Source organism: Lentzea sp. NPDC059081, assembly GCF_042738015.1.
In the GTDB taxonomy this organism is placed as follows: Bacteria; Actinomycetota; Actinomycetes; order Mycobacteriales; family Pseudonocardiaceae; genus Lentzea.
In genome coordinates, this window is record NZ_JBHYGW010000001.1 from 351,900 (window position 1) to 377,784 (window position 25,885).

Sequence of the window (25,885 nt, forward strand, 5' to 3'; positions counted from 1 at the left end):
CGCCCGATGAAGAAGGCCCCGCTCGCCCTGCTGTTCCTCCTGGCCGCCTGCTCGCAGCCGGTGGCCCAGCCCGAGGTCGCCTCGATCTCGACGCCGAGCAGCGCAGCCCCCACCTCCGCCGCGCAGGAGCAACGCCCGCGCGAACGCCTCGACATGACCCCCGAGGACCTGGAGGCCCTCAACGCCCCGTACGACCGGTGCATGGCCGGCTTCGGCATGGACAAGAAGGGCCGCGCCAGCGAGGGCAGCACCAAGCCGGTGCCCGTCAAGGAGGAGGTGGACAAGGCGCTGGAGACCTGCGGCAAGCTGATCCCGCTGCCGCCGTGGGAGAAGGACGCGAGCAACCCGGAGGCGCTCGACTTCGCCAACCGGGTCGTGCAGTGCCTGCGCGGCAAGGGGGTGCGGTACGTCGAGGTGCAGAACGAGCCGGGCGCGGAGGTCGTGAGCTTCGCGCTGGGCGGGCCGAACAACGACCCGGAGTCGATCTCCCTCGGCCTGGAGCACGCGAAGGCGTGCGAGATCGCGTCGTCGAAGAAGTGACGGGCCGTCAGACGACGTCGAGCCGGGGAGCGGCTGACGCAGCCTGAGCCGCCTGCACGACGGCCTGGGCATCGGAGACGTTGGCGACCTGCACGGCGAGCGCCGGGACGGCCCGCTTGGTGGGCTTGACGTCGTAGACCTGGAACATTCGCGTGTTCTGGTCGTAGACGACGGCCTTGGCCCGGTTCCAGTGGACGCGGAGGAACTGCCGGCTGATCAGCCCGTCGAACAGGAAGAGCAGCCGGTGGTTCGTGCACGCGAGCACACCTCGGCCCTCTCCGGCGGCACCGGTCAGGGCGAGTACCCGCTCCTCCGGTTCGAGGAAACCGGCGAGGAGGTTGATCTCCTTCATGGATCCCACGAGGCCGCCGCGCACCCGTTCGAGAGCGGCAGCGATGTCCGGGCGCAGCGCCGGCCGGACCGGCTGCTGGACGACCGGTTCGACGGGTGCGGGCGCGGCGACCTGGCGCACCGCCGTGTGGAACGTCCAGCGGTGCCCGTCCCAGTAGCGGACGAGCGCGTCGTCGAGCGGGTCGGGCAGCCAGGCCGCGGCCCGCACCGGCGTGACAGGTGGCTGGGTCATGCCGTCACTCACCATCGTCCGACAGGTCGCCGTCGGCGCCGACCGACGACAGGGCGAGCGCACTCTGGGCGCCCTGCCTGTTCGACCCGGACGCACGCCACTCCAGCGCCTCGGCGACGTCGTCGTACTGGAGGACCGGACTGTTCTCGAGCTCGACGACGAGGTCCTTCACCTCGGCGGGCGTCGCGTAGAAGAACTCGCGCCGGTGGTTGACCAGGTTGACCCTCTTGTGGCTCAACCGCTGGTGCAGCGCGGTCTCGAGGCCGACCGCGTCCTCGGAGAAGATGAGCGCGTGGGTGTCGAACCGGAACGGCACCGACGCGTCGCCGAGCTCCCTGACCCGGTCCATCGGTTCCTGCCGGCGGGTCATGCCGATCTTCACGACTCCGGGACCGAAGGCACCGATGTTGGAGATGACGTACACATAGCCCAGCCGGACGTTGGCGGCGCGGTGCTCGACCCCCGCGATCGCGTCGTCGACCGACGCCAGCTGCTCCTGCGCCTTGGCCAGCGCCACCACTTCACCGTTGGCCTGCAGCTTGGCCACCGCGGCCTGGTAGTGGGCGCGTTCCTTGGCCAGGCGGGCGCGCTCGCGCTCGATCTCCTTCATCACCTTGGCCTCTTCGCGCAGCCGGTCGCGTTCCGCCTTGGCCTGTTCCTTCTCCGCCTCGACCTTGACCAGGTGGTCGGCGGTCAGGTCGATCTCCCGCAGCCGCAGGAGGTGGTAGTCGCGCGAGATCGCGATGCGCATGAGGACACCGAGCTTGCCGATCGTGTCCTTGGTCGTCGTGAGCCGCTTCTTCACCGCTTCGCGCGTATGCGGTCTGACCGAGCGCACGGCGTTGTCCGCTTCGGCGTTGTAGGCCCGCAGCATCAGCTTGGCCATGTCATTGCCGAGCTTCTCGCCTTCCTTCACGGACCCGTTGACGGCCCAGTCGACGTGGCAGGACACGGCGTTGCCCTTGGCGAAGTCCTTGATCTGCTGCTTCAGGGAGGCCAGCGCGTTCTTGTACGCCAGCGCGTCGTCCAGCGGATGCGCGTACTCGTACACGCCGACTTCCTGCAGCAGAGCCAGGTCACGCGTCTCGACCAGCTGCGAGCGCCACGTGTCGACCTCCGCCTGGAGCCGGCGTTGAGAGGTGCCGAGCGCCATGTACTCGCTCTTCTTCTGCTCCACGGCGGAACGCAGCTGGCGCAGCTCGTTCTCCAAGGCGGGCGTCTCCGCGCCGCGGAGGTGACCGACCCATCCGCGCAGCTCGGCGATCGTGCCGTTCGCGGCCGCCAGCTGCTCTCGCAGTGCGACGACTTCAGCGTTCTCCCTGCTGCCGAACAATGCCACCCAGAGCCTCCCAGAAGCGCGCGTGCGGACGTGTCCGGTGCATCGTGCGGCCGACAGGGACCATTACCGAACGGCGCACGCGCGCCCGTGGATTCACCGGACCGGACTACGCGAGCAGGTCCCGCACCCGAGGCACCACCTGCGTCCCGTACAGCTCGATCGTCCGCATCAGCGACTCGTGCGACAGCCCGCCCATCCCGTACTTCAGGTCGAACCGGCTGGCGCTCAACGTCGTCATCGTCCGCGCGATCTTCGCCGCGACGGTCTCCGGCGACCCCACGAACAACGCCCCGTGCGGGCCGACCTCGTGCGCGTACGACTCCGGCGTGGGCGTCGCGAACCCGCGCGACTTGCCCAGCCTGCCGATCAGGTCGAGGTAGTGCGGCCAGAACTCCTCGCGTGCCTGCTCGTCGGTGGGCGCGACGTGGCCGGGGGAGTGGATGCCGATGGGCTGGGGTTCGCGGCCGAACTTCTCCAGCGCGTGCTTGTACAGCTCGGAGAACGGCGCGAAGCGGGACGGGTGGCCGCCGATGATCGCGAGCATCAGCGAGAAGCCGTACGACGCCGCGCGCACCACGGACTGCGGGCTGCCGCCCACGCCGATCCACGTCGGGAACGGCTCGCTGAACGGCACGACGTCCTGCTCGTGCAACGCGGCGCGGGTCTTGCCCTGCCAGGTGACCGGGCCGCCCTTGAGGAGCTCCGCGAACAGGTGCGTCTTCTCCTCGAACAGGTCCTCGTAATCGGCGAGGTCGTAGCCGAACAGCGGGAACGAGTCCACACTGGACCCGCGGCCCAGGATGACCTCCGCGCGGCCGTCGGAGATCGCGTTGAGCGTGGAGAACCGCTGGAACACGCGCACCGGGTCGTCCGAGCTCAGCACCGTCACCGCGGACCCCAGGCGGATGCGGGAGGTGCGGGCGGCGATCGCGGCCAGCACCACGTCGGCGGCCGAGAGCGGCATGTCGGGCGTGTGGTGTTCGCCGATGCCGAAGAAGTCGAGGCCGACCTGGTCGGCGAGCACGCCCTCCTCGACCACGTCGCGGATCGTCTGGGCGTGGGTCAGCGGGGCGCCGGTGGCGTCGTGGGTGACGTCGCCGAACGTGTCGAGTCCGAACGTGGTGGTCATGACCGCTCCTTCGCGAGCTTGGTGAGGTTCTCGAACTCGGGCCTGCCGGCCGCGACGCCGAACAGCGGGCTGCCGGGCTCCAGGTGCCGTCCCGCGGTCAGCGGGCCCACCGGCACCGGGTCGAAGCCCAGGCTCCGCAGGAACTCCGCCACGACCGCCACGGCGTCCGCCGGTCCGGCGACGCCCGCGGCACGTCCGCCGGCGGGTTCCATGTCCTGGTAGGCGATGTGGTTGAGCGCCTTCACGACGTGCGCGCCCACCAGGCGTGCCGCCACGTCCTCGCTCGTGCCCAGCGGCGCCTCGGCGGGCGGCCAGTGGTTCATCGCGTCCACGACGACCTTGCCCTCGAACATCCCCGGTTCGAGCGCGGGGAACCGGTGCCACGGGATCGCCAGCACGACGAGGTCCGCGTCCGCGACGGCGTCGGCGGCCGGCAGCGGGACGGCTCCCGGTGCCAGGAAGTCGACGATCATCGCGATCCGCGCGGGGTCGCCGGACCCCGCGATCGTCACGCGGTGGCCCGCCGCCAGCGCGAGGCGGGCGACGACGGGGCCGACGTGGCCCGCACCCAGGACAGCGATCTTCACAGCACACCCGACCCAGCTAGTTGACGTATCACCTAGCTTAACCGGACCGGCCCCCGGTTATTCCCCCGGGCCGGGTGGCGCGAGCGGGACTACCCTTCGCCGCGTGTGGGGTTTCGGTGACGCGTACGAGCGGTACGTGGGCCGGTGGAGCCGGCCGGTGGCGGTCGAGTTCCTGCGCTGGCTGGACGTGCCGCCCGGCCGGACGTGGCTCGACGTCGGCTGCGGCACCGGCGCGCTCACGCAGACCGTGCTCGCCCACGCCCGGCCGGCCTCGGTCACCGGCGTCGACCCGTCCGAGGGGTTCCTCGAGCGCGCGCGGCAGCAGGTGCCCGGCGCGACGTTCGAGGTCGGCGACGCGATGGACCTCGGCGGGCGCACGGCCGACGTCGTGGTGAGCGGGCTCGTGCTGACCTTCGTGCCCGACGTGCCGAGGGCAGTGGCGGAGTTCGCCCGCGCCGGGAGGCAGGTCGCCGCCTACCTGTGGGACTACACCACCGGCATGCAGATGATGCGGCTGTTCTGGGACGCGGCCAAGGACGTCGACCCGGCCGCCGCGGCGCACGACGAGGGCCTGCGCTTCACCTCGGTGAGCGACCCCGACCCGCTGCGCACGTTCTGGACCGGCGCGGGACTGGACGACGTGGAGGTGCGCGGCATCGTCGTGCCGACGGTGTTCCGCGACTTCGACGACTTCTGGCACCCGTTCCTCGGCGCCACGGGTGCGGCGCCCGCCTACGCCGCCACGTTGCCCCCGGACCAGCTCGACGCCGTGCGCGACCTCCTGCGCAGCCGGCTGCCCGCGCACGGGCCGATCGAGCTCACCGCCAAGGCGTGGGCGGTCAGAGGGTCGCGCTGAGGAACCGCTCCAGGTGCGGGTTGACCTCCGCCGCGTGCGTGAGGCTCAGGAAGTGCGCGCCACCCTCGACGAGGACCAGCGGCTCGGCCCGGGGCAGCGCGGCCACGAGCGCCTCCGCCTTCGCGACCGGGTAGGCGAGGTCGGCCGTGCCGTGCAGCACGAGTGCGGGCACCTCGATCGCGCCGAGCCGGTCCAGTACGCCCTCGCGCCCCACCAGCGCGTTCATGATCAGCCGCAACCGCTCCGGCTCGACGGCACCCCACTTCGGCGTCCACTCGGACGGGTCGTGGTCCCCGAGGCAGATCTTCGCGACCGCCTCGACCACGGACTCCGGCCCCTGCGCGATCCACACCTCCGCGAGCTGCTGGTAGGCCGCCGAGATCTGCTCGTCCTCCGTCTCACCGGACGTGCCGAGCAACGCGAGCGCCGCCACCCGCTCCGGCGCCAGCAGTGCCGTCCGCAGCGCCACGAACCCGCCCTGGCTGGTCCCGGCGACGGCCGCGCGCTCGATGCCGAGGGCGTCCAGCACGCCGAGCACGTCCCGCGCCACGTCCCAGTGGTCGAACGGCCCGTTCGCGGGCGTCGCACCGTGCCCGCGTTCGTCGACCGCGACGAGCCGGAAGCGGTCGCCGAACGCGTCGACCTGCGGTGCCCACATCGTCGCGTCCATCAGGAAGCTGTGCAGCAGCACGACCACCGGGCCGTCACCGCCGTGGTCCACGTAGGACACCAGCTGTCCGTCGCCCGTCGTCACCGTCGCCATGCCACACCTCGTCCTACCCAATGGATCATCCGCTCGTTCCGATCGTCGTACCGTCACCGGTGGCCGCGCAACAACAGCGCCCTCGCTTTGAAACCACGGGTCATCCTGTTCGGTGAACCGATTTCGTTCAGAACGTCCCGCGCCTCGGCGTCGACGTCGTCCTGAGCCGGGAAACCCCGGTTCGGGACGACGTTGACCTGCGGGAAGAACGTGTTCGGCGTTTCCGGGACCACGGCCGAATTGATTGTTGAAGGATAGGCTCCCCTAATTCCGCTCGAATTGCGGCCCTTCCGCCGCGGTGGCATCGTCCCGATTACCGAACCTTTCCCACCACGGCAGGAGCGGACATGACCACTCTCGAGAACCCGGCGATGCCCGCAGTCCACGATTGCAGCGTGAGCGACTGCTCCTACAACCACGACGGCTGCCACGCCTTCGCGATCACGGTGCGCGGCGACAACGGGGCCGCGGACTGCGGCACGTTCATCCCGCTCGGCACCAAGGGCGGCCTGGACAAGGTCGTCGCCCAGGTCGGCGCCTGCTCGCGGACCGACTGCACGCACAACGCGTCGCTGGAGTGCACGGCGCAGAGCGTGCGCGTGGGGCAGGGCGAAGGCGACCACCACGCGAACTGCCTGACGTACCAGCCTCGTTAGTCCTCGCTCATCGCGGCCGCGCGCAGCAGTGTGCGGCCGCGATGTTCGTGCGTGTCACTCCCACTCGAAGTAGTCGTCCTTCACGACGACGCGGTGCTCGGTGTGGCCCCACAACGCGCGAGAGGTGAAGTCGAGCAACGCGGTCACATCGGCGTACAGCGGTCCGCCGTCGGCTCCCTCGACGTTGTCCCACGCCATCACACAACCGTGCAGCGGCCCGTCGCGCAGGTCCACGAACAGGTGGCTGCCGCCGAGGTTCGTGGCGACGGGGACCCACGCCGGCAGCCACAGCTCACCGTTCGGCGTGCCGGCGGGCTCACGCAGCGCCGCCTCCGGTGAGGAGTCGAAGAGGTCGTTGCGGACCTCCATGATCATCTCTCGGTCGCGCAGCGCCTCGGCGAGACCCTCCGGCTGCCAGTAGCCGGGGACGAGGTCCCACAGCAGCGTCTTCTCGCCGATGCCCCCGAACACCCGCCACCACGCCGCGAGATCGGCCGGCAGCGGGTGGCCGATCGTCCGCCCGGCCGCCGTGATGTCCTGAGTGGCCGAAGGCGGCAGCAGGGTGGCGTGCAGCGCGGGGAGGTGCTCGCGGATCCAGCTCTCGACGTCGGTCCAGCTCATGGCTAGAGCATCTCCAGCGGTGACGGCCCTGCCGGGGGAGGGAACGCCCGGTCCAGCTCCGCCAGGTCCTCCTCGGACAGCGTGAGGTCCACCGCGCGGGCGTTGTCGCGCACGTGCTCCACCGTGCCCGCCTTCGGGATCGCGTTCACGAACGGCAGCCGCAGCACCCACGCCAGCGCGACCTGGGCGGGAGTGGCGCCGTGCCGCGCGGCGACCGAGGCGAGCGCCGGGGAGCCCAGCAGCCGGCCCTGCTCGACGGGGGAGTAGGCCATCACCGGGATGCCCGCCTCCGCCTGCCACGGCAGCAGGTCGTGCTCGGGGCCGCGCCGGGTGAGGTTGTAGAGGATCTGGTTGGTCTGGCAGAAGCCCGGCAACGCCGTCAGCTCGCGCATGTCGGCCAGGTCGAGGTTGCTGACACCCCAGTGCCGGATCTTGCCCGCCTCGGCCAGCGCCGCGAACCCCTCCAGCGTCCGGGACAGCGGGAAGCGGCCGCGCCAGTGCAGCAGGTAGAGGTCGAGGCGGTCGGTGCCCAACCGGCTCAGGCTGGCCTCGCAGGCGCGCACGGTGCCGGCCGCGCTCGCGTTGCCGGGCAGGACCTTCGACACCAGGAACACCTCGTCGCGGCGCCCGGCGATCGCCTCGCCGACCAGGGCCTCCGCCGAGCCGCCGCCGTACATCTCGGCGGTGTCGACCAGCGTGAGGCCGAGGTCGAGGCCGGCGCGCAACGCGGCGATCTCGTCGGGGCGCCGGGCGAAGTCCTCGGCCATCATCCACGTCCCCATGCCGAGCGCGGGGATGCTCTCGCCGGACGGCAGCTGCACGGTCATGGCGTCCAGCTTGCCGGGTACGTTGGTGTGATGCGACGTGCGGGCCTGATCGTTCTGGTGCTGCTCGTCGTCGCGCTCGCGGTGCTGGCCCAGGTCGTCGACCTCCCCGACGGCGACGCGCTTCGCTCGTTCGTCGAGAGCGCGGGCACGGCGGCACCGGTCGCGTTCGTGGCCGTGTGCGCGATCGGCACGGCGCTGTTCCTCCCCAAACCGGTGCTCGCGACGGCGGCGGGGCTGCTGTTCGGCATCGGGTGGGGGAGCGCTCTCGCGATCGCCGGGTTCACCGCGGGCGCGATGGTCGCGTTCGGCGTGGGCCGCGGGCTGGGGCGCGAGACCGTGGAGAGACGGCTGGGGGAGCGGCTGCGGGTGGTCGACCGGGTCTTCGCGCGGCGCGGCGTCGAGGCGACGCTGGTCGTCCGGCTCCTGCCGGTCGTGCCGTTCACGCCGGCGAACTACGCCGCGGGCGTCACGCCGGTGCGTCCGCGCGACTTCGCGGTGGGCACGGCGATGGGGCTCGTGCCGTCGACGGTGCTCGCCGCGGTGCTGGGAGACGCGCTGAGCGATCTCGGGTCGGCCCGTTCGCTGGTCGCGTTGGCGATCTGGGGCGTTCTGGCGGCCGTGGGGGTGTGGTGGGGGCGGAACTTGATCACGGCGGCCGTGCGGGCCACCTAGGCACGCAAAAAGCCGCCCCGGCGGGAGACCGGGACGGCTTGAAGCGTCTGCGAGGAGATCAGGCCGTGCGGGTGCGGCGTCCGCGAAGCTCTTCGAGGCGCTCGTCGAGCAGCTCCTCGAGCTCGGGGATCGACCGGCGCTCCAGGAGCATGTCCCAGTGCGTGCGCGGCGGCTTGATCTTCTTCACCTCCGGCTCGACCCCGTCGATGATCTTCGACTCGGTGCCGTGGAGGCGGCATTCCCAGGTCGGCGGCAACTCGGCGTCGTCGGAGAACGGGACCTCGAAGTCGTGTCCCTTGGGGCAGGCGTACCGCGCTGCCCGGCGCGGAGCGAGATCGTGGTTGCGGTCGGTCTCGTAGCTGACTGCTCCGAGCCGGCTTCCACGCAAAACGCGGTCGGCCATGGCGGTGTCCTTTCGCTCGGCTCAGGGCCGGGGCCCAGGCTTCTTGCTCACCGTGTGCAACGCCCGGATTGCTCCGTTTGTTTCCGGCTCGCTCTCATGGTCGCCCACAGTGACGTCGTTCACTCGTCAACGAAGGCTTCCTACTAATGGATGCGATCGCCACAGGATCGTGACGCGTTATCAAGCTCCTGCGCTCATGCATCACTCTAATGGCCTAGAGGAGGCGGTGGGTAGTCGCCTACGCCAACCGAAGCTGACCACTTTGTGCGACGTCAGGGCCTAGGTCACCCAACCGGAAGTGACGCCGGCAGAGCACTTGGTAGCGCACAGTAGTTTCCGTGGCGTCGGTTACACCGTTGCTCTCCGTACCCGATCGGTGTGTTTCCGTATCCGGCACCGTGTCGGCCACCAGAACCGTGTCCCCGGCGCGAATCACCCGTCCGGCCCGCACCCGCGCGTTGAACCGTCCCGGCACCCCGCACCAGCACAGCACCTCGACCTGGATGGCGTTGAGCTCGTCGGCCAGCTCGAAGAGCCGCTGCGAACCGGGGAACATCTCGCCGCGGAAGTCCGTGGCCAGTCCGAAGCAGTACACGTCCACCTGGACGTCGTCCGCGAGCTCCGCCAGCTGCTCCACCTGCTCGGCCGTGAGGAACTGCGCCTCGTCGACGATCAGGTAGTCGACCCGCCTGCCCACCGCCCACTCCGCGCGCACCAGCCGGCGGAGGTCGTCGTCGCGGATCTCCGCGGCCTCGCGCGTGATGCCGATGCGGCTCGAGATCTGCGGCCTGCCCGACCGGTCGTGCCGCACCAGCAGCAGCCCGCGACGACCCTGTCGCGAGTTGTTGTGGTCGATCTGCAGGGCGAGCGTCGACTTGCCGCAGTCCATGGGACCGAAGAAGAACTTGAGGTGCCCCACCACCGGCGTCGAGCGCCGGGAACCCGCGACGGGAACAGCGGACAGGGCATCTGTCGGGTCGGGAAGGGCGTCCACGGCGGGTCACCCTAGTGCCTGGATCCCGATCATGAGGAATCCCCACGGTTCATCGCCCGTCCCTTCCGCCGCCACCAGCTACTTCCGGGAGGACATAGCCGCGAAACCGGCTGTCCAAACATCCTTTCGAGTCGACTGGCTTGATGACTTCAGTGTTGACTGAAATGCGACCTCGACTAGGTGGCTCAGCACATCGAAGCGTCACTGACGAGCAAACGCAGGGGAGTGGACGCCCTGGTCGGGCGGACGCGCCGGAGGTGAAGCGGCACGAAGGCGGGGGAGTCGCGCTCGGCTGCCGGTGATCTTGTCGAGCGGCTCGGGTTCGTCGGCGGTCTTGTGGCGCGCGAACGCCGGCCGATGTGCGGCCCAGGGGAGTGGGGTTCTGGGCCGCGGTACGAGTTTCGCTGGCTCGATAATTTCAGTGTCGACCAAAATCAACCGCTCGGCGTATATCGCTTCCCGGTATAGCTCGCGCCACGATATATTCAACGACATGAGTGGTCGGGTCATGTCCGAGCAGACGTTCCTCGTGCTCACCGCGCTGGCGGAGGAGCCGTTGCACGGTTACGCGATCGTCCAGGCGGTCGAGCAGCTGTCCGAGGGTCGGATGGTGCTGCGCGTGGGCACGCTGTACGGGGTGTTGGACAGGGTGGTCGCGGACGGGCTCGCCGAGCGCGACCGCGAGGAGGTGCACCAGGGGAGGCTGCGGCGCTACTACAAGCTCACCGACTCCGGTGTGCGGGCGTTGCAGGCGGAGGTCGCACGGCTCAGCGCGAACGTGCGGGCGGCCTCGGCCGTGCTCAGGGGGAGGGGAGTGCAGGCATGGGCGAGCAATGCGTGAGCAACCTCGAACGCCGGTACCGGGCGCTGCTGACGGTGCTGCCGGCGTGGTACCGGCGTGACCGCGCGGAGGAGATGGCCGGGATCTTCCTGGCCGGGCGGACCGGTGACCTCGACCAGGAGCACGGCTGGCCGGGGTGGGGGGAGACCTGGGCGGTGCTCGGTCTCGCGGTGCGGACGCACCTGGCGGCGGGGGTGGTGTTCACGCCGGGAGGGCAGCGGTGGCACGGCGAGATCGTGCGCGCGCTGGGCATGATCGGGTTGTTGGTGGGCGTGCTGCACGCCGGTGTCTCGCTGGCCGTGCCGGAGAGCGGTGTGGCCGGTCTGCTGCCGGTGGTGGCGTTCCTGGCGCTGCTGGCGGGGTGGCGGACGACGGCGAAGGTGCTGGCGCTCGGGGCGGTGGTGGCGGGCCTGGTGGTCACGTCGTCGGTCGGGACGTGGGTGCTCTTCCAGCTGCCCGCGGTCGTGACCCTCGCCTGTCTGTGCCTGGGGTTCCACCGCGAGGCGCCGACGCCACCGGCGGGCCGGCTGCTGTGGTGGGGCGGGGGAGCGCTGGTGCTGGGGGTGGCGGCGGGGCCGTGGCTGGGGACGGTCGCGCTCGTGGTGGCGCTGGTGGTCGTGCGCGTGTTCGCGTGGGTGCGGGGCGACTTCGTGCTGGGGCGGGCGTTGGCGGTGTTCGCCGTGCTGGAGCTGGTGCCGTTGGCGGTGCTGCTCCTCACCGGGGGAGCGGTCGTCGTCGCGCTGGTGGCGCTGCTGGTGGTCAGCGCGGTGGCGCCGGTGCGGAAGCCGCGGTTGTCGTGACGAACCTGGAGCGGCGGTACCGGGCGCTGCTGAGGGTGTTGCCGCGGTGGTACCGGGAGGACCGCGAGGAGGAGATGGTCGGCCTGTTCCTGGCCGACCGGACCGACGAGCTGGACCTGGAGCACAGCTGGCCGGGCTGGGGTGAGACGGGGGCGATGCTGGCGCTGGCGGTGCGGACGAGGTTCGCGGCGTCGCACGCGCCGGCGAACGCGGTCCGGCTCGGTGAGGTCGCGCGGTGGCTGGCGGTGCTGGGGCTGGCGCTGGGCCTCAGGGACGTCGTGCACGTGGTGTACAGCGAGATCGTGCTCAGGACCGGTGACGGGGTGGTGCCGGCGCCGCAGTGGGACGCGGTGCTGGTGAACTTCAGCCCGCTGGTCGTGGTGGCGCTCTTGCTGCGGGGGCAGCGGACGTGGGCGAAGGTCGTGGCCGGGGTGGCGTTGCTGCCGTGGCTGGTGCGCGCGCTGACCGATCCAGGTCCAGCGGGGCTCACGAGCATGCTGTGGCAGTTGCCGGTGCTGGTGGGGTTCGTGGCGCTGTGCCTGGGGTTCCACCGGGAGGCGCCGACGCCGTCGGTGCGGCAGGCGCTGTGGTGGGGCGGGGGAGCGGTGCTCACCGGCGCCGCGGAGCTGGTCGCGTACGGGGTGGGTCCGGTCGTCGTGCCGGTGGCGCTCGTCGTCGCGCGGGTGGTCGCGTACGTGCGCGGGGAAGTGGCGCTGGGGCGGGCGTGGGCGGTGTTCGCCGTGGTGTGGGCGCGGTGGGGGTGGGTGGTTGGGGGGAGTAGCCCGTCGCAGGGGCTGGGTCCGGTCGTGGTGGCGGCGGCGTTGGTGGTCGCCTGCCCCACCGCCCCGGTGGGCGTCAGACGAGCGCGGGTTCTTCGTTCCCCACGGCCTTGATGGCCCTGCGGACCGGTACGAAGATCAGCAGGACGAAGCCGGCGACGAAGAAGATGATCAGCGCGAGGATGGCGGGGCGCAGGCTGCCGGTGGCCTGGCCGACGCCCGCGAACACCAGCGGGCCGAGCCAGCTGGTGGAGCGCTCGCCGACCTCGTAGAGCGAGAAGTACTGCGCCTCGCGGCCGGGCGGCACCATCTGGCTGAAGAGGCTGCGGGACAGGGCGTTCGTGCCGCCGAGCACGATGCCGATGCCCGCGGCGACGAAGTAGAACTGCAGCTCGTCGCCCGCCTTGACGAAGAACGCGGCGGTGATCACGACGATCCAGACGACCAGGGAGCCGAGGATCGTCTTCTTCGCGCCGATCCGCTTGGCCACGAAGCCGTGCAGGACGCCGCCGATGAAGGCGACGAACTGGACGATGAGGATGACGGTGATCAGCGTCTGCTGCTCGAACTTGAGCTCGACGCTGCCGTACTGGGCGGAGACGTTCGCGACCGTGGCGATGCCGTCGGTGTAGATCAGGTAGGTGCCGAGGAACGCGAGCGTGAGCGGGAACGCCTTGGCCTGCTTGAGGGTGGCGCCGAGCTCCTTGAAGCCGGCGGAGACGACCGAGGCGCCGTGTTCGCCGCCGTGGGGGCGCTGGTGCTCGGTGAGGGCGCGCAGCGGGATGATCGTGAACGCGGCCCACCAGACGCCGGAGATGACGAACGCGATGCGGGCGGCGTCGGCGGAGGTGATGCCGAGGGCGTCGGCGGACAGGGTGATGCCGAGCTGGATGGCGAGGGCGACACCGCCGCCGAGGTAGCCGAAGGCCCAGCCGCGGCTGGAGACGGCGTCGCGTTCGTCGGGGAGCGCGATCTCGGGCAGGAAGGCGTAGTAGACGACGACGCTGGCGCCGTAGCAGATGTTGGCGATGACGAAGAAGAGGACGCCGAGCTTCCAGTTGGTGCCTTCGACGGCGGCGAGCGCGATGGTGGCCGCGGAGCCGGTGAAGGCGAAGAAGCCGAGCATCTTCTTCTTGTTCTGGGTGCGGTCGGCGATGGCGCCCATGACCGGGAGCACGACGACCTGGATCACGGTGGCGACGGAGAGCAGGTAGCCCCACAGCGAGCCGGCGGGGAAGTGCAGTCCGAGGAACGTGACGTCGCAGCTGACGAGCGCGTTGTCGTTGGCGCACGGGGTGGCGCCGTTGAGCGCGGTGTCGGCCTTGGCCGCGTTGGTCGCGACGCTCGTGAGGTAGAGCGAGAGGAAGACGGTGATCACGGACGTGGGGAACACGGAGTTCGCCACGTCGTACCAGACCCAGCCGCGTTGTTCCTTGCGGCGGCTGGTGGTGTTGGCGTCGGCGGCGTCGTCGCCCTTGACCTTCATGTCGGCGGACTGTACTTGTCCGCCGACACGTCCCATGAGCGACTGTCCAACCTGTTACCAGCTGTTGCGCGAGCGGAGAACTTCGCGCAGGACGTCGGGCCGGTCGGTCACCAGGCCGTCGACTCCGAGGTCGAGCAGGGTGCGCATGTCGGCTTCGTCGTTGATCGTCCACACGTGCACTTCGAGGGCTCGGCGGTGGGCGGCCTGGACGAAGCGGGCGTCGACGACCTTGAGGCGTCCCTGGGTGACGGGGACCTGGGCGACCTGGCCGCGGACGGCGAGTCCGGCGAGGGGGATGCGGCCCGCGGCCCAGAGGGCGCCGGCGGAGCGGGGGCCCATGGAGGTGAGCAGCTCGGGTCCGCCCTGGCGGCGCAGGCGGGCGAGGCGGTTGTCGGAGAAGCTCGCGAGGCAGACGCGGTGCAGTGCCCCGGTCCTGCGCAGGAGGGTGAGGACCGGGTCGACGGCGTGGTCGGTCTTCACGTCGATGTTGAAGAAGGTGTCGGGGAGCTCTTCGAGGACGTCGGCGAGGCGGGCGACGGGTTCGCGGCCGCCGACGCGGGCGTGGCGGACCTCGGTCCAGGGGAGGTCGGTGACGCGGCCGTGGCCGTCGGTGGTGCGGTCGAGGGTCTCGTCGTGGTGGACGACGACCTCGCCGTCGGCGGTGGCGTGGACGTCGGTCTCGATGTAGCGGTAGCCCTCCTGCACGGCGCGGCGGAAGGAGCTCAGGGAGTTCTCCATTCCGGTGAGGTCGTCGACGTGCCAGCCGCGGTGGGCGAAGGCGCGGGGTCGCGGGCCTGCGAGGTAGGGGTGGGTCACGGGGCGAGTGTGCCTGGTGGCGGTGGCTCCGGGGTGGACGGTGGGTGGCGGGACACTTTCTTCTTTTTCTCTATTGCTTCAGTGTTGCCCGAAACTAACCCTGCCGGGTCGTCGCGTCCACAGGACGGTCCGGAGTGAACAACGCAACGGAACCGGGAGAGCCTCCCGGGCCTCGAAGGGCCGTGGACACCGGGGCAGGGGAGAGGTCGTTGAACCGCGAACAGCCGAAGCAGCCACGCCGCACGGCGCCGAAAGGTGATCGATCCTCATCCGGGAACGGGACCACCGGCGGGGGCGGTACTGTCCGGATCCCTACGAAGGTAGTGCTTTCTGGCGCGTCGCTGGAGGTCAAGCACCGTCATTCGCTACCGTCGCGCGCCATGGAGCGGTCCATGGAGGCGGATGAGCCGAGGCACTGCGCGTGGTGCGGGAGGCGGTTGCCGGGGAGTGGACGGATCGGCCGGCCGAGGCGCTACTGTGCTCAGCCGTGCCGGCAGCGCGCTTACGAACGCAGGGCCGCGTTGCAGCGGGGTGGCCTTCCCGAGGACGCGGTGGTGTTGTCGACCGCGGAGCTGGCTGATCTGCAGGACCGGCTGTTCCAGCTGCGGTGTGCCGCGGAGGACGTGGTGACGGCGGCGCAGGACGGGGCGGAGAACGAGGAGCTGAGGAAGCTGGCCGCGGAGCTGGTGGAGTCGGCGAAGGGTCTGGAACGGCTGCGTTAGCCGTTCGCGCCACTGCGAACCAACCGGCGTAGCGGGTTGCTTACGTCCGGTGATCGGACGATCATGACGCGCGTGATGTCCTACTGCCGCACGGTGCTGGACCGCGCGGGCGTCGCCTATGCCGTGACGGATGCGCGCGGGAACCTGTTGTGGTGCAACCGCGCCATGGGTGTTGTGCTGGGTGTTCCGGTGGAGCAGTCGTACGGGCGGTCGTTGCCGACGCTGTTGCCGGGTGCGCCCGAGGTGCCGTCTCCGGTGCGGGAGGTGCTGGTGCCGGGGCCGAAGTGGCTCGAGGTGCGATGCACCCGTTTGGGTGACGATCTGATGTACGAGGTCGTGGACGTGTCGTCGTGGCGTGACCGTGAGCTGACGGTGACGCAGGAGGCGGACGCGTTGCGGCGTGCTCAGGCGTTGGGCCGGATGGGCACGTGGGAGTGGGCGATCACCGAGGACCGGGTGACGTGGTCGGACACGTTGCTGGAGATGTTCGGTTTCGCGGCGGGGACGGCGTTCGACTTCGAGATGTACTCGCGGCTGGTGCACCCGGACGACCTGCCGATGATCGAGGAGACGCTCGACGCGGCGTTGAAGACGGGGTCGGTGTTCACGTACACGCATCGGATGTTGCGTCCTGATGGTGCGGAGCGGGTGTTCGAGTGCTTCGGTGAGGTCGTTCTGGGGGACGACGGGGCGCCCTTGCGGGCGTTGGGGACGGCGCATGACGTGACGCAGTCGTCGCGGGTGCACGACGAGCTGGTGCGGATGGCGGAGCAGGATCCGCTGACGGGGTTGCCGAACCGCAGGGCGTTGACGCGGGCGTTGGAGCAGGAGCTCGCGAACGGCGTGTCGGGTGCGTTGCTGGTGTTGGACCTGGACAACTTCAAGGACGTCAACGATCTGCGTGGTCATGCGGTGGGTGACCGGGTGATGCGGATGCTGGCGTCGGCGTTGCAGTCGCGGCTGGGTGATCGGTTGATCGCGCGGTTGGGCGGGGACGAGTTCGCGGTGGTGTTGCCGGGTGCGTCTCCTGCGGACGCGTCGGCGGTGGCGGATGGGTTGCGGGACGCGGTGGCGGGTTTTCCGCTGGCGGGGATCGGGACTCCGGCGCGGATCACGGTGTCGACGGGGCTGGCGGAGTTCGGTCCTGGTGACTCGTGGGAGTTGGTGCTGGCGAACGCGGATCTGGCGCTTTATGCGTCGAAGGCGGCGGGCCGGGACCGGGTGACGGTGTACGAGCCGAACCACTACGCGGACACGGTGAAGCGTGTGAGTGTGCTGGATCGGCTGCGGTCGGCGTTGTCCGGTGGTGGGCTGGCGTTGTACGGGATGCCGATGGTGGAGCTGACGACGGGTCAGACGCTGGGGCACGAGTTGTTGTTGCGGTTGGAGGACGGGCAGGAGCCGTATCTGGGGCCGGCGGACTTCCTGCCGGTGGCGGAGCGGTCGAACCTGATCCTCGAGGTGGACCGGTGGGTGCTGACGACGGCGATCGACGCGTTGGTGGCGGAGCCGGACTCGCGGTTGCGGTTCAACGTGAACGTGTCGGGGCGGACGTTGGAGGATCCGGACTTCGGTGGGTTCGTGCTGGACAAGCTGGGGTCGGCGGGGGTGGCGCCTGGCCGGTTGGGGTTGGAGATCACGGAGACGGCGGCGGTGACGAACCTGGACGCGGCGGTGACGTTGGCGACGCAGCTGCGGCGGTTCGGGTGCCGGATCACGTTGGACGACTTCGGGTCGGGGTTCGGGTCGTTCGTGCACCTGAAGCACCTGCCGATCACGGGTATCAAGATCGACGGTGAGTTCGTGAAGGGCATCGAGACCAACGACGCGGACGCGGTGCTGGTCTCGGGGATCGTGCAGATCGCGAACGGGCTGGGGTTGTCGGCGGTGGCGGAGTGGGTGGAGCGGCCGTCGCAGGTGGAGGCGTTGCGCAGGTTGGGTGTGCGGGTGGGGCAGGGTTTCCACCTGGGCAAGCCGGTGCCGTTGCGTGACGTGGCGAGTGCGGAGCGCATGCCGCCGAATGGCGCATTGTCGTCTCAGGTGGTCGGAGCAGAGGATGGTGCGCGCTCCTGATCCCCGCCTGATGGGATGTCCGTGTCGTCGTCTTGTGGTGTGCGTCGTCTTGAGTTGGGTGTGGCCGAGCCCGAGTTGTCGGTGGACTTCTTCGCCGGGGTGCTGGGGTGGACGGTGATCGCGGAGCCGGGTGGGTCGTTCTCGGGGTTCGTGGGTGATCGGCTGGCGGTTCGTGTCGTCGCGGGGGACGACGGGTGGCGGGTGGTGTTCGGTGGCGATGGGCCGCGGGCGCTGGAGCTGAACTCCTCTGTGGACTCGGGGCGGGTGTTGCACGGTCCGTGGGCTCCGCCGCCGCGTCATGGTGAGCCGTGCTGGGTGGAGCTGTCGTCGGCGGAGCCGGATGACGGGTACTGGGCGCGGGAGCTGGGGTGGGAGGTCGCGCCGGGTGACCGGGGGATCGATCTGTTCACGTCGGCCCGGCACGGTGGTCCGCGTGCGGTGTCGGGGCGGATGTCGACGTGTTTCCCGGGGGTGGGGGCGTCCTGGGGCGTGTTCTTCGCGGTGGACGACCTGGGGGCGGCGTGTGAGCGGGTGTCCGAGTTGGACGGTGAGGTGTCGATGGGGCCGGGGCCGTTGCCGATCGGGATGACCGCGGTGATCTCGGGGCCCAAGGGCGGGCAGTGCGTGTTGCTGGAGCGGCCGGCCGGGTGGGGCGGGACGTGGTCGGTTCAGGGTTCGTAGTGGGCGGCTGTGGTGGTGGCGCGGCGGTGCAGTGCGTCGCGGAGCCATGGGGGGCTGAGGGCTTCGGCGTCGGTGGCGAGTTGCCAGAGGGCCCATTCGGCGTGGCGGGTGTCCTGGAAGGTGACGTCGAGGCGTAGGCGGCCGTCGGGGTCGGTGTGTTCGGTGTGGACGGCGACCGCGGTGGTGAGGAGCTCTTCGCGGCGGGCGGGGTCGAGTCGCACGTGGACGGTGATCTGGTCGGTGCCGGCGCGGAAGCGGGTGGCGCGGTCTGCCCAGGCGCGGCCGAGGTCGACGGTGCCGGGCCGGTGGGCGGGTTCGTCGAGCTGGTGGGCTTGGTGGACGCGGGAGAGCCGGTAGGTGCGGTCGGTGCCGTCGCGGGTGGCGAGCAGGTAGGTCTGGTCGCGGACGGTGACGAGGCCGATGGGGTCGACGGTGCGCCAGTGGGGTCGCTGTCCGGTGGCGGCGTAGTGGATGCGCAGTTTGTGGCCGGTGAGGACGGCGCGGCGGATCTCGGTGGCGATGGTGTCGGGGATGTCGTCGGCGGTGGTGCGGCGGGCGAGCAGGTCGGTGTCGGGGTCGATGAGGAGCCGTTCGGCGACTTCGGTGGCGGTGTCGCGGTGGGTGTCGGGCAGGGCGTCGACGACTTTGAGCATGGCGGAGGCGAGGGCGGAGCCGAGTCCGTAGGCCTGGGTGCCGTGTCGTGAGCCGGCGATGAGCAGGGCGAGGGCTTCGTCGTGGGTGAGGCCGGTGAGTTCGGTGCGGAAGCCGGGGAGCAGGGAGAACCCGCCGTGGCGGCCGCGTTCGGCGTAGACGGGCACTCCGGCGGTGGAGAGTGCGTCGATGTCGCGCAGGACGGTGCGGGTGGAGACCTCGAGCTCGCGGGCGAGGGTGGTGGCGGAAAGCCGGCCGTGGCGGCGGAGCAGCAGGACGAGAGTCACCAGCCGGTCTGCGCGCATGCGGGAGATCGTACGGAAATACACGACAGGGGGTGTCGTGATTCGGGGGCAGGCTCCTGGTCGGTGGCGGGTGTGCCGCCGGTGACGTGGAGGAGCGGACGAGTGGCTGTGGAGCGTGTGACGGTCAACCCCTGGTCGTGGTCGGTGGGGTTCGGGTTCAACCAGGGGGAGGTCGTGTCGGGGCGGGGCCGGCTGGTGTTCTGCGCGGGTCAGGCGGCGACGGATGCCGAGGGCAGGCCGGTGTACGAGGGGGACATGGCGGGACAGTTGGAGCGGAGCGTGGCGAACCTGGAGGCGGTGCTGGGTGCGGCGGGGATGGGGTTGCCGAACCTGGTGCGGCTGACCGTGTACGCCACCGACGTGGACCTGTTGCTGGAGCACTACGGGGTGCTGGCGGGCAGGTTGGGTGCGGCGGGGGTGGCGTCGGTGATGACGGTGCTGGGGGTGCCGCGGCTGGTGTTCCCGTCGTTGCTGGTGGAGCTGGAGGGGACCGCGGTCGGGTGAGGACCGCGGTCCCCTCCGGGAGTCCTATGCGGGTGACGGTGCGGGGTCGCGGTCGAACCAGGCGACGGTGAGCAGCAGCAGTCCGGTGGCGATGCTGACGCCGGCGTTGACGAGCAGGTCGGTGGTGGCCATGCCGATCTCGCGGCCCCAGTAGGCCAGTTGTGATCCGGCGTCCCAGAACAGGTACATGAGGGCGTTGACGAGGAGGAGCTTGCGGCGGTCGGCTGCCCGCCGCAAGCCCGTCGTGATGATCGTGACGGCGATGATCAGCACGTGGTAGCCGGCGACGGCGTACCACTGGAAGTGCCGGGTGGGGGTCATCTCGCCGCCGAGGTAGGCGCGGTCGGTGACCTCCGGGGCGAAGGTGAGCACGATCGCCTGCAGCAGGTTGAACGCGATGTAGGCCCACAGGACGGCCTTGGTCCAGAGCTTCACCGGCGGGTCAGGCGTCGAGCTCGGGTGGGAAGCCGCCGGTCGCGATGGGTCCCCAGCTGTCGATGGTGATGCGGATGAGTGCCTTGCCCTGGCGGAGCATGGCGGCGCGGTACTCGTCCCAGTCGGGGTGCTCGCCGGCGATGCAGCGGTAGTACTCGACGAAGTCCTCCAGGGCCTCGGGCAGGTCGAGGACCTCGGCGGTGCCGTCGACCTGGACGTAGGGGCCGTCCCAGTCGTCGGAGAGCACGCAGATCGTGACCCGCGGGTCGCGGCGGGCGTTGCGGACCTTGGCGCGTTGCGGGTAGGTCGACACGACGATGCGGCCTTGGGTGTCGACGCCGCAGGAGACGGGGGAGACCTGGACGCCGTCGGTGGTGGAGCGGTGGGTGATCAGGACGCCGTGGTGGCGGGTGCGGAGGAACTCGAGCAGCTGCGGCCGGTCTGCGCGGTCGGCCGTGGCGATCTTCGGCATGATGTGCAGCATGGCACGGTTCACCTCGTTCGACGGCACGGAGCTCGCCTACCGGGAGGCCGGTGACGGCGTTCCGCTCGTGGTGCTGGCGGGTGGTCCCGGCCGGGCGTCGGAGTACCTGGGGACGCTGGGCGGGCTGGACGCGTCGCGGCGGCTGGTCGTGCTGGACAACCGCGGCACGGGTGCGTCGGGCGTGCCGGCGGATCCGTTCACCTACCGGCGGGACATGCTGGTGCGGGACGTGGAGATGCTGCGCCGGCACCTGGGGCTGGAGCGGGTGGACGTGCTGGGGCACTCCGCGGGTGCGGGGATCGCGATGGGGTACGCGGCGGACTTCCCGGACCGGGTCGGCAGGCTGGTGTTGCTGACGCCGGCGTTGCGCAGTGTCGGGTTGTCGCCGGAGCAGAGCGACTGGGACACGTTCCTGGCCGCGCGGGCGGGCGAGCCGTGGTTCGCCGGTGCCGTGGCGGCGCTGGAGCGCACCGCGGCGGGGGACGACTCGGTGGAGAACCGGGTGGCCGCGTCGCCGCTGCTCTACGGCCGCTGGGACGACCGGGCCCGGGAGCACGCGCGGGCGGAGCTGGGGCAGTGGAGGTACGAGGTCGCGGTCGGCTACAACGCCGAGGGCGCGTTCGTGCCGGGGGTGCTGCGGCGCGCGCTGACCGACTTCGACCACCCGGTGCTGGTGTACGCGTGCACGGAGGACCCGATCTCGCCGGTGCGCCGGTGCCGTGAGCTCGCGGCGTTGTTCCCGGAGGTGTCGCTGTGCGTGCACGAGGGGGTCGGGCACTACCCGTGGGTGGAGGAACCGAACGAGGTCGCGAAGCGGATCGCGACGTTCCTGGACTCCTAGAGAACGGTTCCTAGTGGACGGTTCCTAGAAGACGGTTGCGGTGGCGACGCGGTCGCGGCCGTTGTTCTTGGCCTGGTAGAGGGCCTCGTCGGCGGCGAGCAGCAGCGGGCTGAGCTCGGTCGCGGTGTCGGGGAACACCGCCGCGCCCACGGACGCGGTGAGGCCGGAGATCACCTGGTCCTGGCCGAGGCGGTCGACCACGGCGATGTGCAGGCTCGCGATCTCGAACCGGATGCGTTCGGCGGTGGCGCGGACCTCGTCGGTGCTCACGCCGGGCAGCAGCACGGCGAACTCCTCGCCGCCGAAGCGGCCGACGAGGTCGTAGGAGCGCACGGAGTGCTTGAGCGCGTCCGCGACGGCCCGCAGCACCCGGTCGCCGGCGAGGTGGCCGTAGTTGTCGTTGATCAGTTTGAAGTGGTCGAGGTCGAGGATCAGGACGCCGACGGTGGAGACCAGGCGGCGGGCGCGGGCGAGTTCGCGTTCGGCGACGTCGTGCCAGAACGTCGCGTCGACCAGGCCGGTCTTGGAGTCGGTGCGGGCGGCGACGCGGAACTGCGGCAGCAGCAGGCCCATGTGCAGGGCGAGGACGGTGACGGCGAGCATCGGCGTGAGCCACGGCTTGGCGAGCATGATGATCGCGACCCCCGAGCCCAGTCCCACCGAGGCGAGCACGATCAGCACGTCGGAGGCGTTGCCCAGGGCGGTGCGGACGGGGTTCTGCCGGTTCGTCACGAAGATCGCGGTCACGACCAGCGCGTAGTTGATGAACCAGTAGAGGAAGCCGGCCGTAACCAGTGCCAACAGGCCCAGCGGGCCGTCGACGTCCACAGCCCGGCCGGGGAAGAGGCCGAGGACGAGTTGCGCAGCGGCGCTGCCGAGCACGACCGACGCCGCCGAGAAGACCTTGCGGAACAGGACGGCCCGCCGCTTGTAGACCCGGAACCACGAGTGCGTGTAGCTGATCACGACCAGCGCCACGAGCAGGGGCATCGGCAGCACGAGCACGCCCGCGAACAGCCACACCGACTGCATGTGGGCGTGCGGTGAGCCCTCCGCGCCGATCTCGCGGATCCGTTCGATGCCACGGGCCGCTTCCAGGTGCAGTACGGCGGCAGCGGCCAGAAGAAGGAAGAAAGGCCAGGTCAAGGCCTCGGCAGGGGTACGTCGTGCGGTGGCGAGCGTGACGAGGGTCGCTGCGGCAACCACCGTCACGACATAGGCCAGCACCAGAGGTGGAAGCGACCATAACTTCCACCGGCGCGGGTCGAGCCAAGGCACGCTGCCACCCCCACACCACCGTCCAGGAACCAACCACTGTAGCTACCGGGTAACTCAAAGTCGTGGCTCCATGTGGGGGACCTCACGGTGAGTAGTCCTCACAGAATGCAGCCTCGGTCATTTCCGCAGTTCACACGCAACGAACACCCATAGGAGCAGCCATGATCAACCGTACCTCCGCTGCCGGCCGTCCCGTCCGTCCGACCGACTGGCTGCGCCCGACGGACTGGAACCGCCCGACCGACTGGGCCCGGCGCTGAGCCACCACACGACTGCCGCACCGCTCGCCGCGAGCACTCCCAGTGCTCCGGCGGCGGCGACGACCTGGTGGACCGCGAGGGTGTCAGCAGCCGTCCCGGCCAGGGCGACACCGACGCCCTGGGAGACCCGCAACGCGGTGACCGCCAGCCCGAACGCCTGCCCGCGCGAGGCGTCCGGCACCGACCGCACGAACCGCGTGTTCGCGGTCAGGTGGTAGGCGCTGGCCGCACCGGACAGGGCGAACAACACGAGACTGACCGGCAGTCCCGGCCGCAGCGCGACCGGGATCAGCACCGCGCACGCGGCGATGGCGAGCCACGGCATCAGCCGCAGCTGTCGCCGTTCGCCCAGCCGCGCGAGCAGCAGCATTCCGGCGGCCGCGCCCGCCGCGTAGGCACCGAAGATCATCCCGACCCCGGCCGGACCCGCGCCGAGACCCGCGGCGTACGGCGCTGCCAGGGCTTCCCCGACGATGTAGAACCCGGACACGCAGGCGAGCGCGACCAGGGCCCGCAGCGGCCGGTCGTGCCACACCAGCCGGGCGCCGCCGACCAGATCGGCGGGCCATGCGCGCACGTGCGGGCTGTGCGGAGCGGGCCGTGGCAGCAGGAACACCCCCGCCAGCAGCGCGGACACCGCGAACGTCGCCGCGTCCGCCACCAGCACCAGGCCCGGCCCCAGCCACGCCACGAGCGCGCCGCCGGCGAGGAACCCGGCGACCTGCGCGACCTGGGTGACCGTGCCCATCACCGCCTGTCCCAGCGGATAGCGCTCGTCGGGCAGGATCTGCGGCAGCAGCGCCGCCCGTGCCGCCCCGTGTGGTGCCCCCGCGAACTGCACCTGCACCAGCAGCGCTGCGAGCACCCACAACGGCACCCCCGGTGTCGCCATCAGCAGCAGCAACGCCACCCGCACCAGGTCGGCGGCGACCATGACCCGTTTGCGCGCGAACCGGTCGGCGAGCCCGGACAGCAGCGGCCCGCCGAGCAGGTCCGGCAGGAACGTCAGCGCGTAGGTCAGCGCCGTCAGCCCGGCGCTAGCCGTGCGGTCGTAGACGTGCACGGTGAGCGCGACCCTGGCGAACTGGTCCCCGGCCACCGACACCACGTGCGCCACCAACACGGCACGGAACTCCCGGTCCTGGGTGAGCGCGCGGTAACCGGGCATTCACCCAGGATGAACGACCACCCGGCCGGCGACCAGAACGCGCTCCGGTGACCGGCCGGGCAAGTCGTCCCCTGTTGCCGACATACCGACCGGTCGGTACCCTCCTGGTCGTGGGTGACACGACACTTCCGCAGCAACCGCTCGTCGACGCGCTGGTGTTCGACTGGGGCGGCGTCCTGACGGTCTCCGTGCCCGAGTTCGTCGGCGCGTGGCTGCACGCCGAAGCCGTAGACCGGGAGGTCTACGGCCGCATCATGCGCGAGTGGATGAGCCGCGACGCGCGGCCCGGCAACCCCGTCTTCCTGCTGGAGACCGGGGAGCTGACCGTGGCCGAGTTCGAACGGCTGCTCGCCGCCGAGCTCATCACCACCACCGGCGCGAAGATCGACGAGAACGGGCTGCTCAGGCGCATGTTCGGCGGCGCGACGCCCGACCCGTCGATGGTCGAGCTCGTCCGCAAGGCCCGCGCGGCCGGCCTGCACACCGCGCTGCTGTCCAACAGCTGGGGCGAGGGCTACCCGAAGGACCTGCTCGTCGAGCTGTTCGACACCGTCGTCATCTCCGGCCGGATCGGGATGCGCAAACCCGACGAGCGCATCTACCGCCACACCCTCGAGCAGATCGGCGTCGACGCCGGGCGGGCCGTGTTCTTCGACGACGCGCCGGTCAACGTCGACGCCGCCAAGGCCGTCGGCATGCACGCTTTCCGGCACACCGACGCCGACAGCACCCGCACGAACCTCGCCACCCTCGGAGTGAACCTGTGACCGACCTGCCCGGACCTGATCTGCCCGGCCTCGACCTGGACGCACTGGCCGCACACCTGGGCACGGGCCCGCTGACCGGCGAGCTGTTCCGCGGCGGCCGCTCCAACCTCACCTACAGCGTCACCGACGGCACCCGGCGGTGGGTGCTGCGCCGCCCGCCGCTCGGGCACGTGCTGGCGACCGCGCACGACATGGCGCGGGAGTTCCGCGTCATCTCCGCGCTCGCCGACACCGCCGTGCCGGTGCCGCACGCCTACCAGCTCGTCGAGGACCCCGCCGTCATCGGGGCGCCGTTCTACCTCATGGAGCAGATGCCCGGCGCCGCCCTGCGCGAACGGTCGCAGTGCCCGTGGCTCACCCCCGAGCAGGCCCGCGCCCTCTCAGAACGCCTGGTCGACGTGCTCGCCGACCTGCACTCCGTCGACCCCGCCACCGTCGGCCTGGAGGACTTCGGCCGCCCCGACGGGTTCCTCGCCCGCCAGGTCAAGCGCTGGGGCAAGCAGCTCGACGCCTCCCGCAGCCGCGACCTGCCCGGCATCGACGAGCTGCGCGACAAGCTCGCCGCCACCGTTCCCGTCTCCCCGCGGGCCACGATCATCCACGGCGACTACCGCCTCGACAACGCGCTGGTGACGCAGGACCCGCTCGACATCAGCGCCGTCCTGGACTGGGAGATGGCCACCCTCGGCGACCCGCTCGCCGACCTCGGCCTGCTCTACGTCTACTGGGCCGGCCTCGGCTCCGACACCGGTAGCGACCCGATCACCGGTGGCGTCACGTCCCTGCCCGGTTTCCCGACCGCGGACGAGCTCGTCGCCCGCTACACCGCCCGCACCGGCACCGACACCTCCGGCCTGGGCTGGTACATCGCCTTCGGCTACTTCAAGCTCGCCGTCATCGTCGAGGGCATCCACTTCCGCTTCGCCAGCGGCAAGACCGTCGGCGCCGGCTTCGAGAAGCTCGGCGCGTTCACCGTCCCGCTCGTGCGGCAGGGACTCGCCGCCGCCCACAAGGAGCTCTGAGT

The 25,885-nt window shown here is 70.8% G+C and carries 30 protein-coding genes; 14 read left to right on the forward strand and 16 right to left on the reverse strand.

What is annotated here, in order from left to right:
* Positions 1 to 6 precede the first annotated feature (6 nt).
* A complete protein-coding gene (locus ACFWV3_RS01650; protein WP_382407051.1) occupies positions 7 to 540 on the forward strand; it encodes a hypothetical protein in 534 nt (177 codons plus the stop codon).
* Positions 541 to 547: 7 nt separating this feature from the next.
* Here the strand turns inward: ACFWV3_RS01650 and ACFWV3_RS01655 are convergent, their stop codons facing one another.
* The 4 genes from ACFWV3_RS01655 to ACFWV3_RS01670 all read right to left on the reverse strand — a co-directional run bounded on the left by ACFWV3_RS01655 (position 548) and on the right by ACFWV3_RS01670 (position 4,178).
* Complete coding sequence (locus tag ACFWV3_RS01655; RefSeq protein WP_382407053.1) at positions 548 to 1,123, reverse strand: DUF2510 domain-containing protein; 576 nt, start codon at positions 1,121 to 1,123, stop codon at positions 548 to 550.
* Between the two features lie 4 nt (positions 1,124 to 1,127).
* A complete protein-coding gene (locus ACFWV3_RS01660; RefSeq protein ID WP_382407055.1) occupies positions 1,128 to 2,462 on the reverse strand; it encodes a DUF4041 domain-containing protein in 1,335 nt (444 codons plus the stop codon).
* A gap of 106 nt (positions 2,463 to 2,568) precedes the next feature.
* Positions 2,569 to 3,591 carry an LLM class flavin-dependent oxidoreductase gene (locus ACFWV3_RS01665; protein ID WP_382407057.1) on the reverse strand — a complete coding sequence of 341 codons (1,023 nt, stop codon included), beginning with the start codon at positions 3,589 to 3,591 and terminating at the stop codon, positions 2,569 to 2,571.
* On the reverse strand, positions 3,588 to 4,178 hold the full coding sequence (locus ACFWV3_RS01670; protein WP_382407059.1) for an NADPH-dependent F420 reductase: 591 nt from the start codon (positions 4,176 to 4,178) through the stop codon (positions 3,588 to 3,590). Before ACFWV3_RS01670 ends, ACFWV3_RS01665 begins: the two co-directional genes overlap by 4 nt.
* A gap of 103 nt (positions 4,179 to 4,281) precedes the next feature.
* On the opposite strand from ACFWV3_RS01670, the gene ACFWV3_RS01675 reads away from it, so the two are divergent.
* On the forward strand, positions 4,282 to 5,034 hold the full coding sequence (locus ACFWV3_RS01675; RefSeq protein ID WP_382407061.1) for a class I SAM-dependent methyltransferase: 753 nt from the start codon (positions 4,282 to 4,284) through the stop codon (positions 5,032 to 5,034).
* Here the strand turns inward: ACFWV3_RS01675 and ACFWV3_RS01680 are convergent.
* Positions 5,018 to 5,797: an alpha/beta fold hydrolase gene (locus tag ACFWV3_RS01680; protein ID WP_382407063.1), complete on the reverse strand. Its 780-nt coding sequence runs from the start codon at positions 5,795 to 5,797 to the stop codon at positions 5,018 to 5,020. The two genes, ACFWV3_RS01675 and ACFWV3_RS01680, sit on opposite strands and share 17 nt — an antisense overlap.
* Positions 5,798 to 6,144: 347 nt before the next feature.
* Between ACFWV3_RS01680 and ACFWV3_RS01685 the strand changes: the two genes are divergently transcribed.
* Positions 6,145 to 6,453, forward strand: coding sequence for a DUF1540 domain-containing protein (locus ACFWV3_RS01685; RefSeq protein WP_382407065.1), 309 nt, complete (start codon positions 6,145 to 6,147; stop codon positions 6,451 to 6,453).
* Between the two features lie 54 nt (positions 6,454 to 6,507).
* Here the strand turns inward: ACFWV3_RS01685 and ACFWV3_RS01690 are convergent, their stop codons facing one another.
* Both ACFWV3_RS01690 and ACFWV3_RS01695 read right to left on the reverse strand, forming a co-directional pair.
* On the reverse strand, positions 6,508 to 7,074 hold the full coding sequence (locus tag ACFWV3_RS01690; RefSeq protein WP_382407067.1) for an SMI1/KNR4 family protein: 567 nt from the start codon (positions 7,072 to 7,074) through the stop codon (positions 6,508 to 6,510).
* A 2-nt stretch (positions 7,075 to 7,076) separates the two neighbouring features.
* Complete coding sequence (locus ACFWV3_RS01695) at positions 7,077 to 7,901, reverse strand: aldo/keto reductase (protein ID WP_382407069.1); 825 nt, start codon at positions 7,899 to 7,901, stop codon at positions 7,077 to 7,079.
* Positions 7,902 to 7,931: 30 nt separating this feature from the next.
* Between ACFWV3_RS01695 and ACFWV3_RS01700 the strand changes: the two genes are divergently transcribed.
* Complete coding sequence (locus ACFWV3_RS01700; protein WP_382407071.1) at positions 7,932 to 8,573, forward strand: TVP38/TMEM64 family protein; 642 nt, start codon at positions 7,932 to 7,934, stop codon at positions 8,571 to 8,573.
* A 58-nt stretch (positions 8,574 to 8,631) separates the two neighbouring features.
* On the opposite strand, the gene ACFWV3_RS01705 is transcribed toward ACFWV3_RS01700, so the two are convergent.
* Together ACFWV3_RS01705 and ACFWV3_RS01710 are read right to left on the reverse strand one after the other, a co-directional pair.
* Positions 8,632 to 8,976: an RNA polymerase-binding protein RbpA gene (locus ACFWV3_RS01705; protein ID WP_065919117.1), complete on the reverse strand. Its 345-nt coding sequence runs from the start codon at positions 8,974 to 8,976 to the stop codon at positions 8,632 to 8,634.
* 238 nt (positions 8,977 to 9,214) lie between these two features.
* Entirely contained in the window at positions 9,215 to 9,970 is a 756-nt protein-coding gene (locus tag ACFWV3_RS01710) for a thymidine kinase (RefSeq protein ID WP_382407074.1), read from the reverse strand.
* Positions 9,971 to 10,463: 493 nt separating this feature from the next.
* On the opposite strand from ACFWV3_RS01710, the gene ACFWV3_RS01715 reads away from it, so the two are divergent.
* The 3 genes from ACFWV3_RS01715 to ACFWV3_RS01725 are packed head-to-tail and all read left to right on the forward strand — an operon-like array spanning position 10,464 to position 12,504.
* Positions 10,464 to 10,811 carry a PadR family transcriptional regulator gene (locus ACFWV3_RS01715; protein ID WP_382407076.1) on the forward strand — a complete coding sequence of 116 codons (348 nt, stop codon included), beginning with the start codon at positions 10,464 to 10,466 and terminating at the stop codon, positions 10,809 to 10,811.
* Positions 10,793 to 11,611, forward strand: coding sequence for a hypothetical protein (locus ACFWV3_RS01720; RefSeq protein ID WP_382407078.1), 819 nt, complete (start codon positions 10,793 to 10,795; stop codon positions 11,609 to 11,611). The genes ACFWV3_RS01715 and ACFWV3_RS01720 overlap by 19 nt, the downstream gene beginning before the upstream one ends.
* Positions 11,608 to 12,504, forward strand: a complete 897-nt coding sequence (locus tag ACFWV3_RS01725) for a hypothetical protein (protein WP_382407080.1) — start codon at positions 11,608 to 11,610, stop codon at positions 12,502 to 12,504. The genes ACFWV3_RS01720 and ACFWV3_RS01725 overlap by 4 nt, the downstream gene beginning before the upstream one ends.
* Here the strand turns inward: ACFWV3_RS01725 and ACFWV3_RS01730 are convergent.
* Together ACFWV3_RS01730 and ACFWV3_RS01735 are read right to left on the reverse strand one after the other, a co-directional pair.
* On the reverse strand, positions 12,467 to 13,876 hold the full coding sequence (locus ACFWV3_RS01730; RefSeq protein ID WP_382407082.1) for an MFS transporter: 1,410 nt from the start codon (positions 13,874 to 13,876) through the stop codon (positions 12,467 to 12,469). The two genes, ACFWV3_RS01725 and ACFWV3_RS01730, sit on opposite strands and share 38 nt — an antisense overlap.
* A 54-nt stretch (positions 13,877 to 13,930) precedes the next feature.
* Positions 13,931 to 14,692: a glycerophosphodiester phosphodiesterase gene (locus ACFWV3_RS01735; RefSeq protein ID WP_382407084.1), complete on the reverse strand. Its 762-nt coding sequence runs from the start codon at positions 14,690 to 14,692 to the stop codon at positions 13,931 to 13,933.
* A 380-nt stretch (positions 14,693 to 15,072) separates the two neighbouring features.
* Between ACFWV3_RS01735 and ACFWV3_RS01740 the strand changes: the two genes are divergently transcribed.
* From ACFWV3_RS01740 to ACFWV3_RS01750, 3 genes are all read left to right on the forward strand, one after another.
* Positions 15,073 to 15,414, forward strand: a complete 342-nt coding sequence (locus ACFWV3_RS01740) for a hypothetical protein (RefSeq protein ID WP_030475304.1) — start codon at positions 15,073 to 15,075, stop codon at positions 15,412 to 15,414.
* Between the two features lie 63 nt (positions 15,415 to 15,477).
* Entirely contained in the window at positions 15,478 to 17,487 is a 2,010-nt protein-coding gene (locus ACFWV3_RS01745; RefSeq protein ID WP_382407086.1) for a putative bifunctional diguanylate cyclase/phosphodiesterase, read from the forward strand.
* 15 nt (positions 17,488 to 17,502) lie between these two features.
* Complete coding sequence (locus tag ACFWV3_RS01750; protein ID WP_382407088.1) at positions 17,503 to 18,168, forward strand: VOC family protein; 666 nt, start codon at positions 17,503 to 17,505, stop codon at positions 18,166 to 18,168.
* On the opposite strand, the gene ACFWV3_RS01755 is transcribed toward ACFWV3_RS01750, so the two are convergent.
* Positions 18,156 to 19,124, reverse strand: coding sequence for a helix-turn-helix transcriptional regulator (locus ACFWV3_RS01755; RefSeq protein WP_382407090.1), 969 nt, complete (start codon positions 19,122 to 19,124; stop codon positions 18,156 to 18,158). The two genes, ACFWV3_RS01750 and ACFWV3_RS01755, sit on opposite strands and share 13 nt — an antisense overlap.
* A gap of 108 nt (positions 19,125 to 19,232) precedes the next feature.
* Between ACFWV3_RS01755 and ACFWV3_RS01760 the strand changes: the two genes are divergently transcribed.
* A complete protein-coding gene (locus ACFWV3_RS01760) occupies positions 19,233 to 19,628 on the forward strand; it encodes a RidA family protein (RefSeq protein WP_382408126.1) in 396 nt (131 codons plus the stop codon).
* A 24-nt stretch (positions 19,629 to 19,652) separates the two neighbouring features.
* Here the strand turns inward: ACFWV3_RS01760 and ACFWV3_RS01765 are convergent, their stop codons facing one another.
* Complete coding sequence (locus tag ACFWV3_RS01765) at positions 19,653 to 20,063, reverse strand: hypothetical protein (RefSeq protein WP_382407092.1); 411 nt, start codon at positions 20,061 to 20,063, stop codon at positions 19,653 to 19,655.
* A gap of 7 nt (positions 20,064 to 20,070) precedes the next feature.
* Positions 20,071 to 20,535 (reverse strand): PPOX class F420-dependent oxidoreductase, encoded by a 465-nt coding sequence (locus ACFWV3_RS01770; protein WP_382408128.1) that lies wholly within the window; start codon positions 20,533 to 20,535, stop codon positions 20,071 to 20,073.
* Positions 20,536 to 20,545: 10 nt separating this feature from the next.
* Between ACFWV3_RS01770 and ACFWV3_RS01775 the strand changes: the two genes are divergently transcribed.
* Positions 20,546 to 21,388 (forward strand): alpha/beta fold hydrolase, encoded by an 843-nt coding sequence (locus tag ACFWV3_RS01775; protein ID WP_382407094.1) that lies wholly within the window; start codon positions 20,546 to 20,548, stop codon positions 21,386 to 21,388.
* Between the two features lie 24 nt (positions 21,389 to 21,412).
* Here the strand turns inward: ACFWV3_RS01775 and ACFWV3_RS01780 are convergent, their stop codons facing one another.
* Together ACFWV3_RS01780 and ACFWV3_RS01785 are read right to left on the reverse strand one after the other, a co-directional pair.
* Complete coding sequence (locus ACFWV3_RS01780) at positions 21,413 to 22,615, reverse strand: diguanylate cyclase (protein ID WP_382407096.1); 1,203 nt, start codon at positions 22,613 to 22,615, stop codon at positions 21,413 to 21,415.
* Positions 22,616 to 22,831: 216 nt separating this feature from the next.
* Complete coding sequence (locus ACFWV3_RS01785; RefSeq protein ID WP_382407098.1) at positions 22,832 to 24,094, reverse strand: MFS transporter; 1,263 nt, start codon at positions 24,092 to 24,094, stop codon at positions 22,832 to 22,834.
* Between the two features lie 110 nt (positions 24,095 to 24,204).
* Between ACFWV3_RS01785 and ACFWV3_RS01790 the strand changes: the two genes are divergently transcribed.
* Both ACFWV3_RS01790 and ACFWV3_RS01795 read left to right on the forward strand, forming a co-directional pair.
* Positions 24,205 to 24,861 (forward strand): HAD family hydrolase, encoded by a 657-nt coding sequence (locus tag ACFWV3_RS01790; RefSeq protein ID WP_382407100.1) that lies wholly within the window; start codon positions 24,205 to 24,207, stop codon positions 24,859 to 24,861.
* A 5-nt stretch (positions 24,862 to 24,866) separates the two neighbouring features.
* The gene (locus ACFWV3_RS01795; RefSeq protein ID WP_382408130.1) at positions 24,867 to 25,883 is read left to right on the forward strand and encodes a phosphotransferase family protein; all 1,017 of its coding nucleotides are present in this window, start codon (positions 24,867 to 24,869) and stop codon (positions 25,881 to 25,883) included.
* Positions 25,884 to 25,885 lie beyond the last annotated feature (2 nt).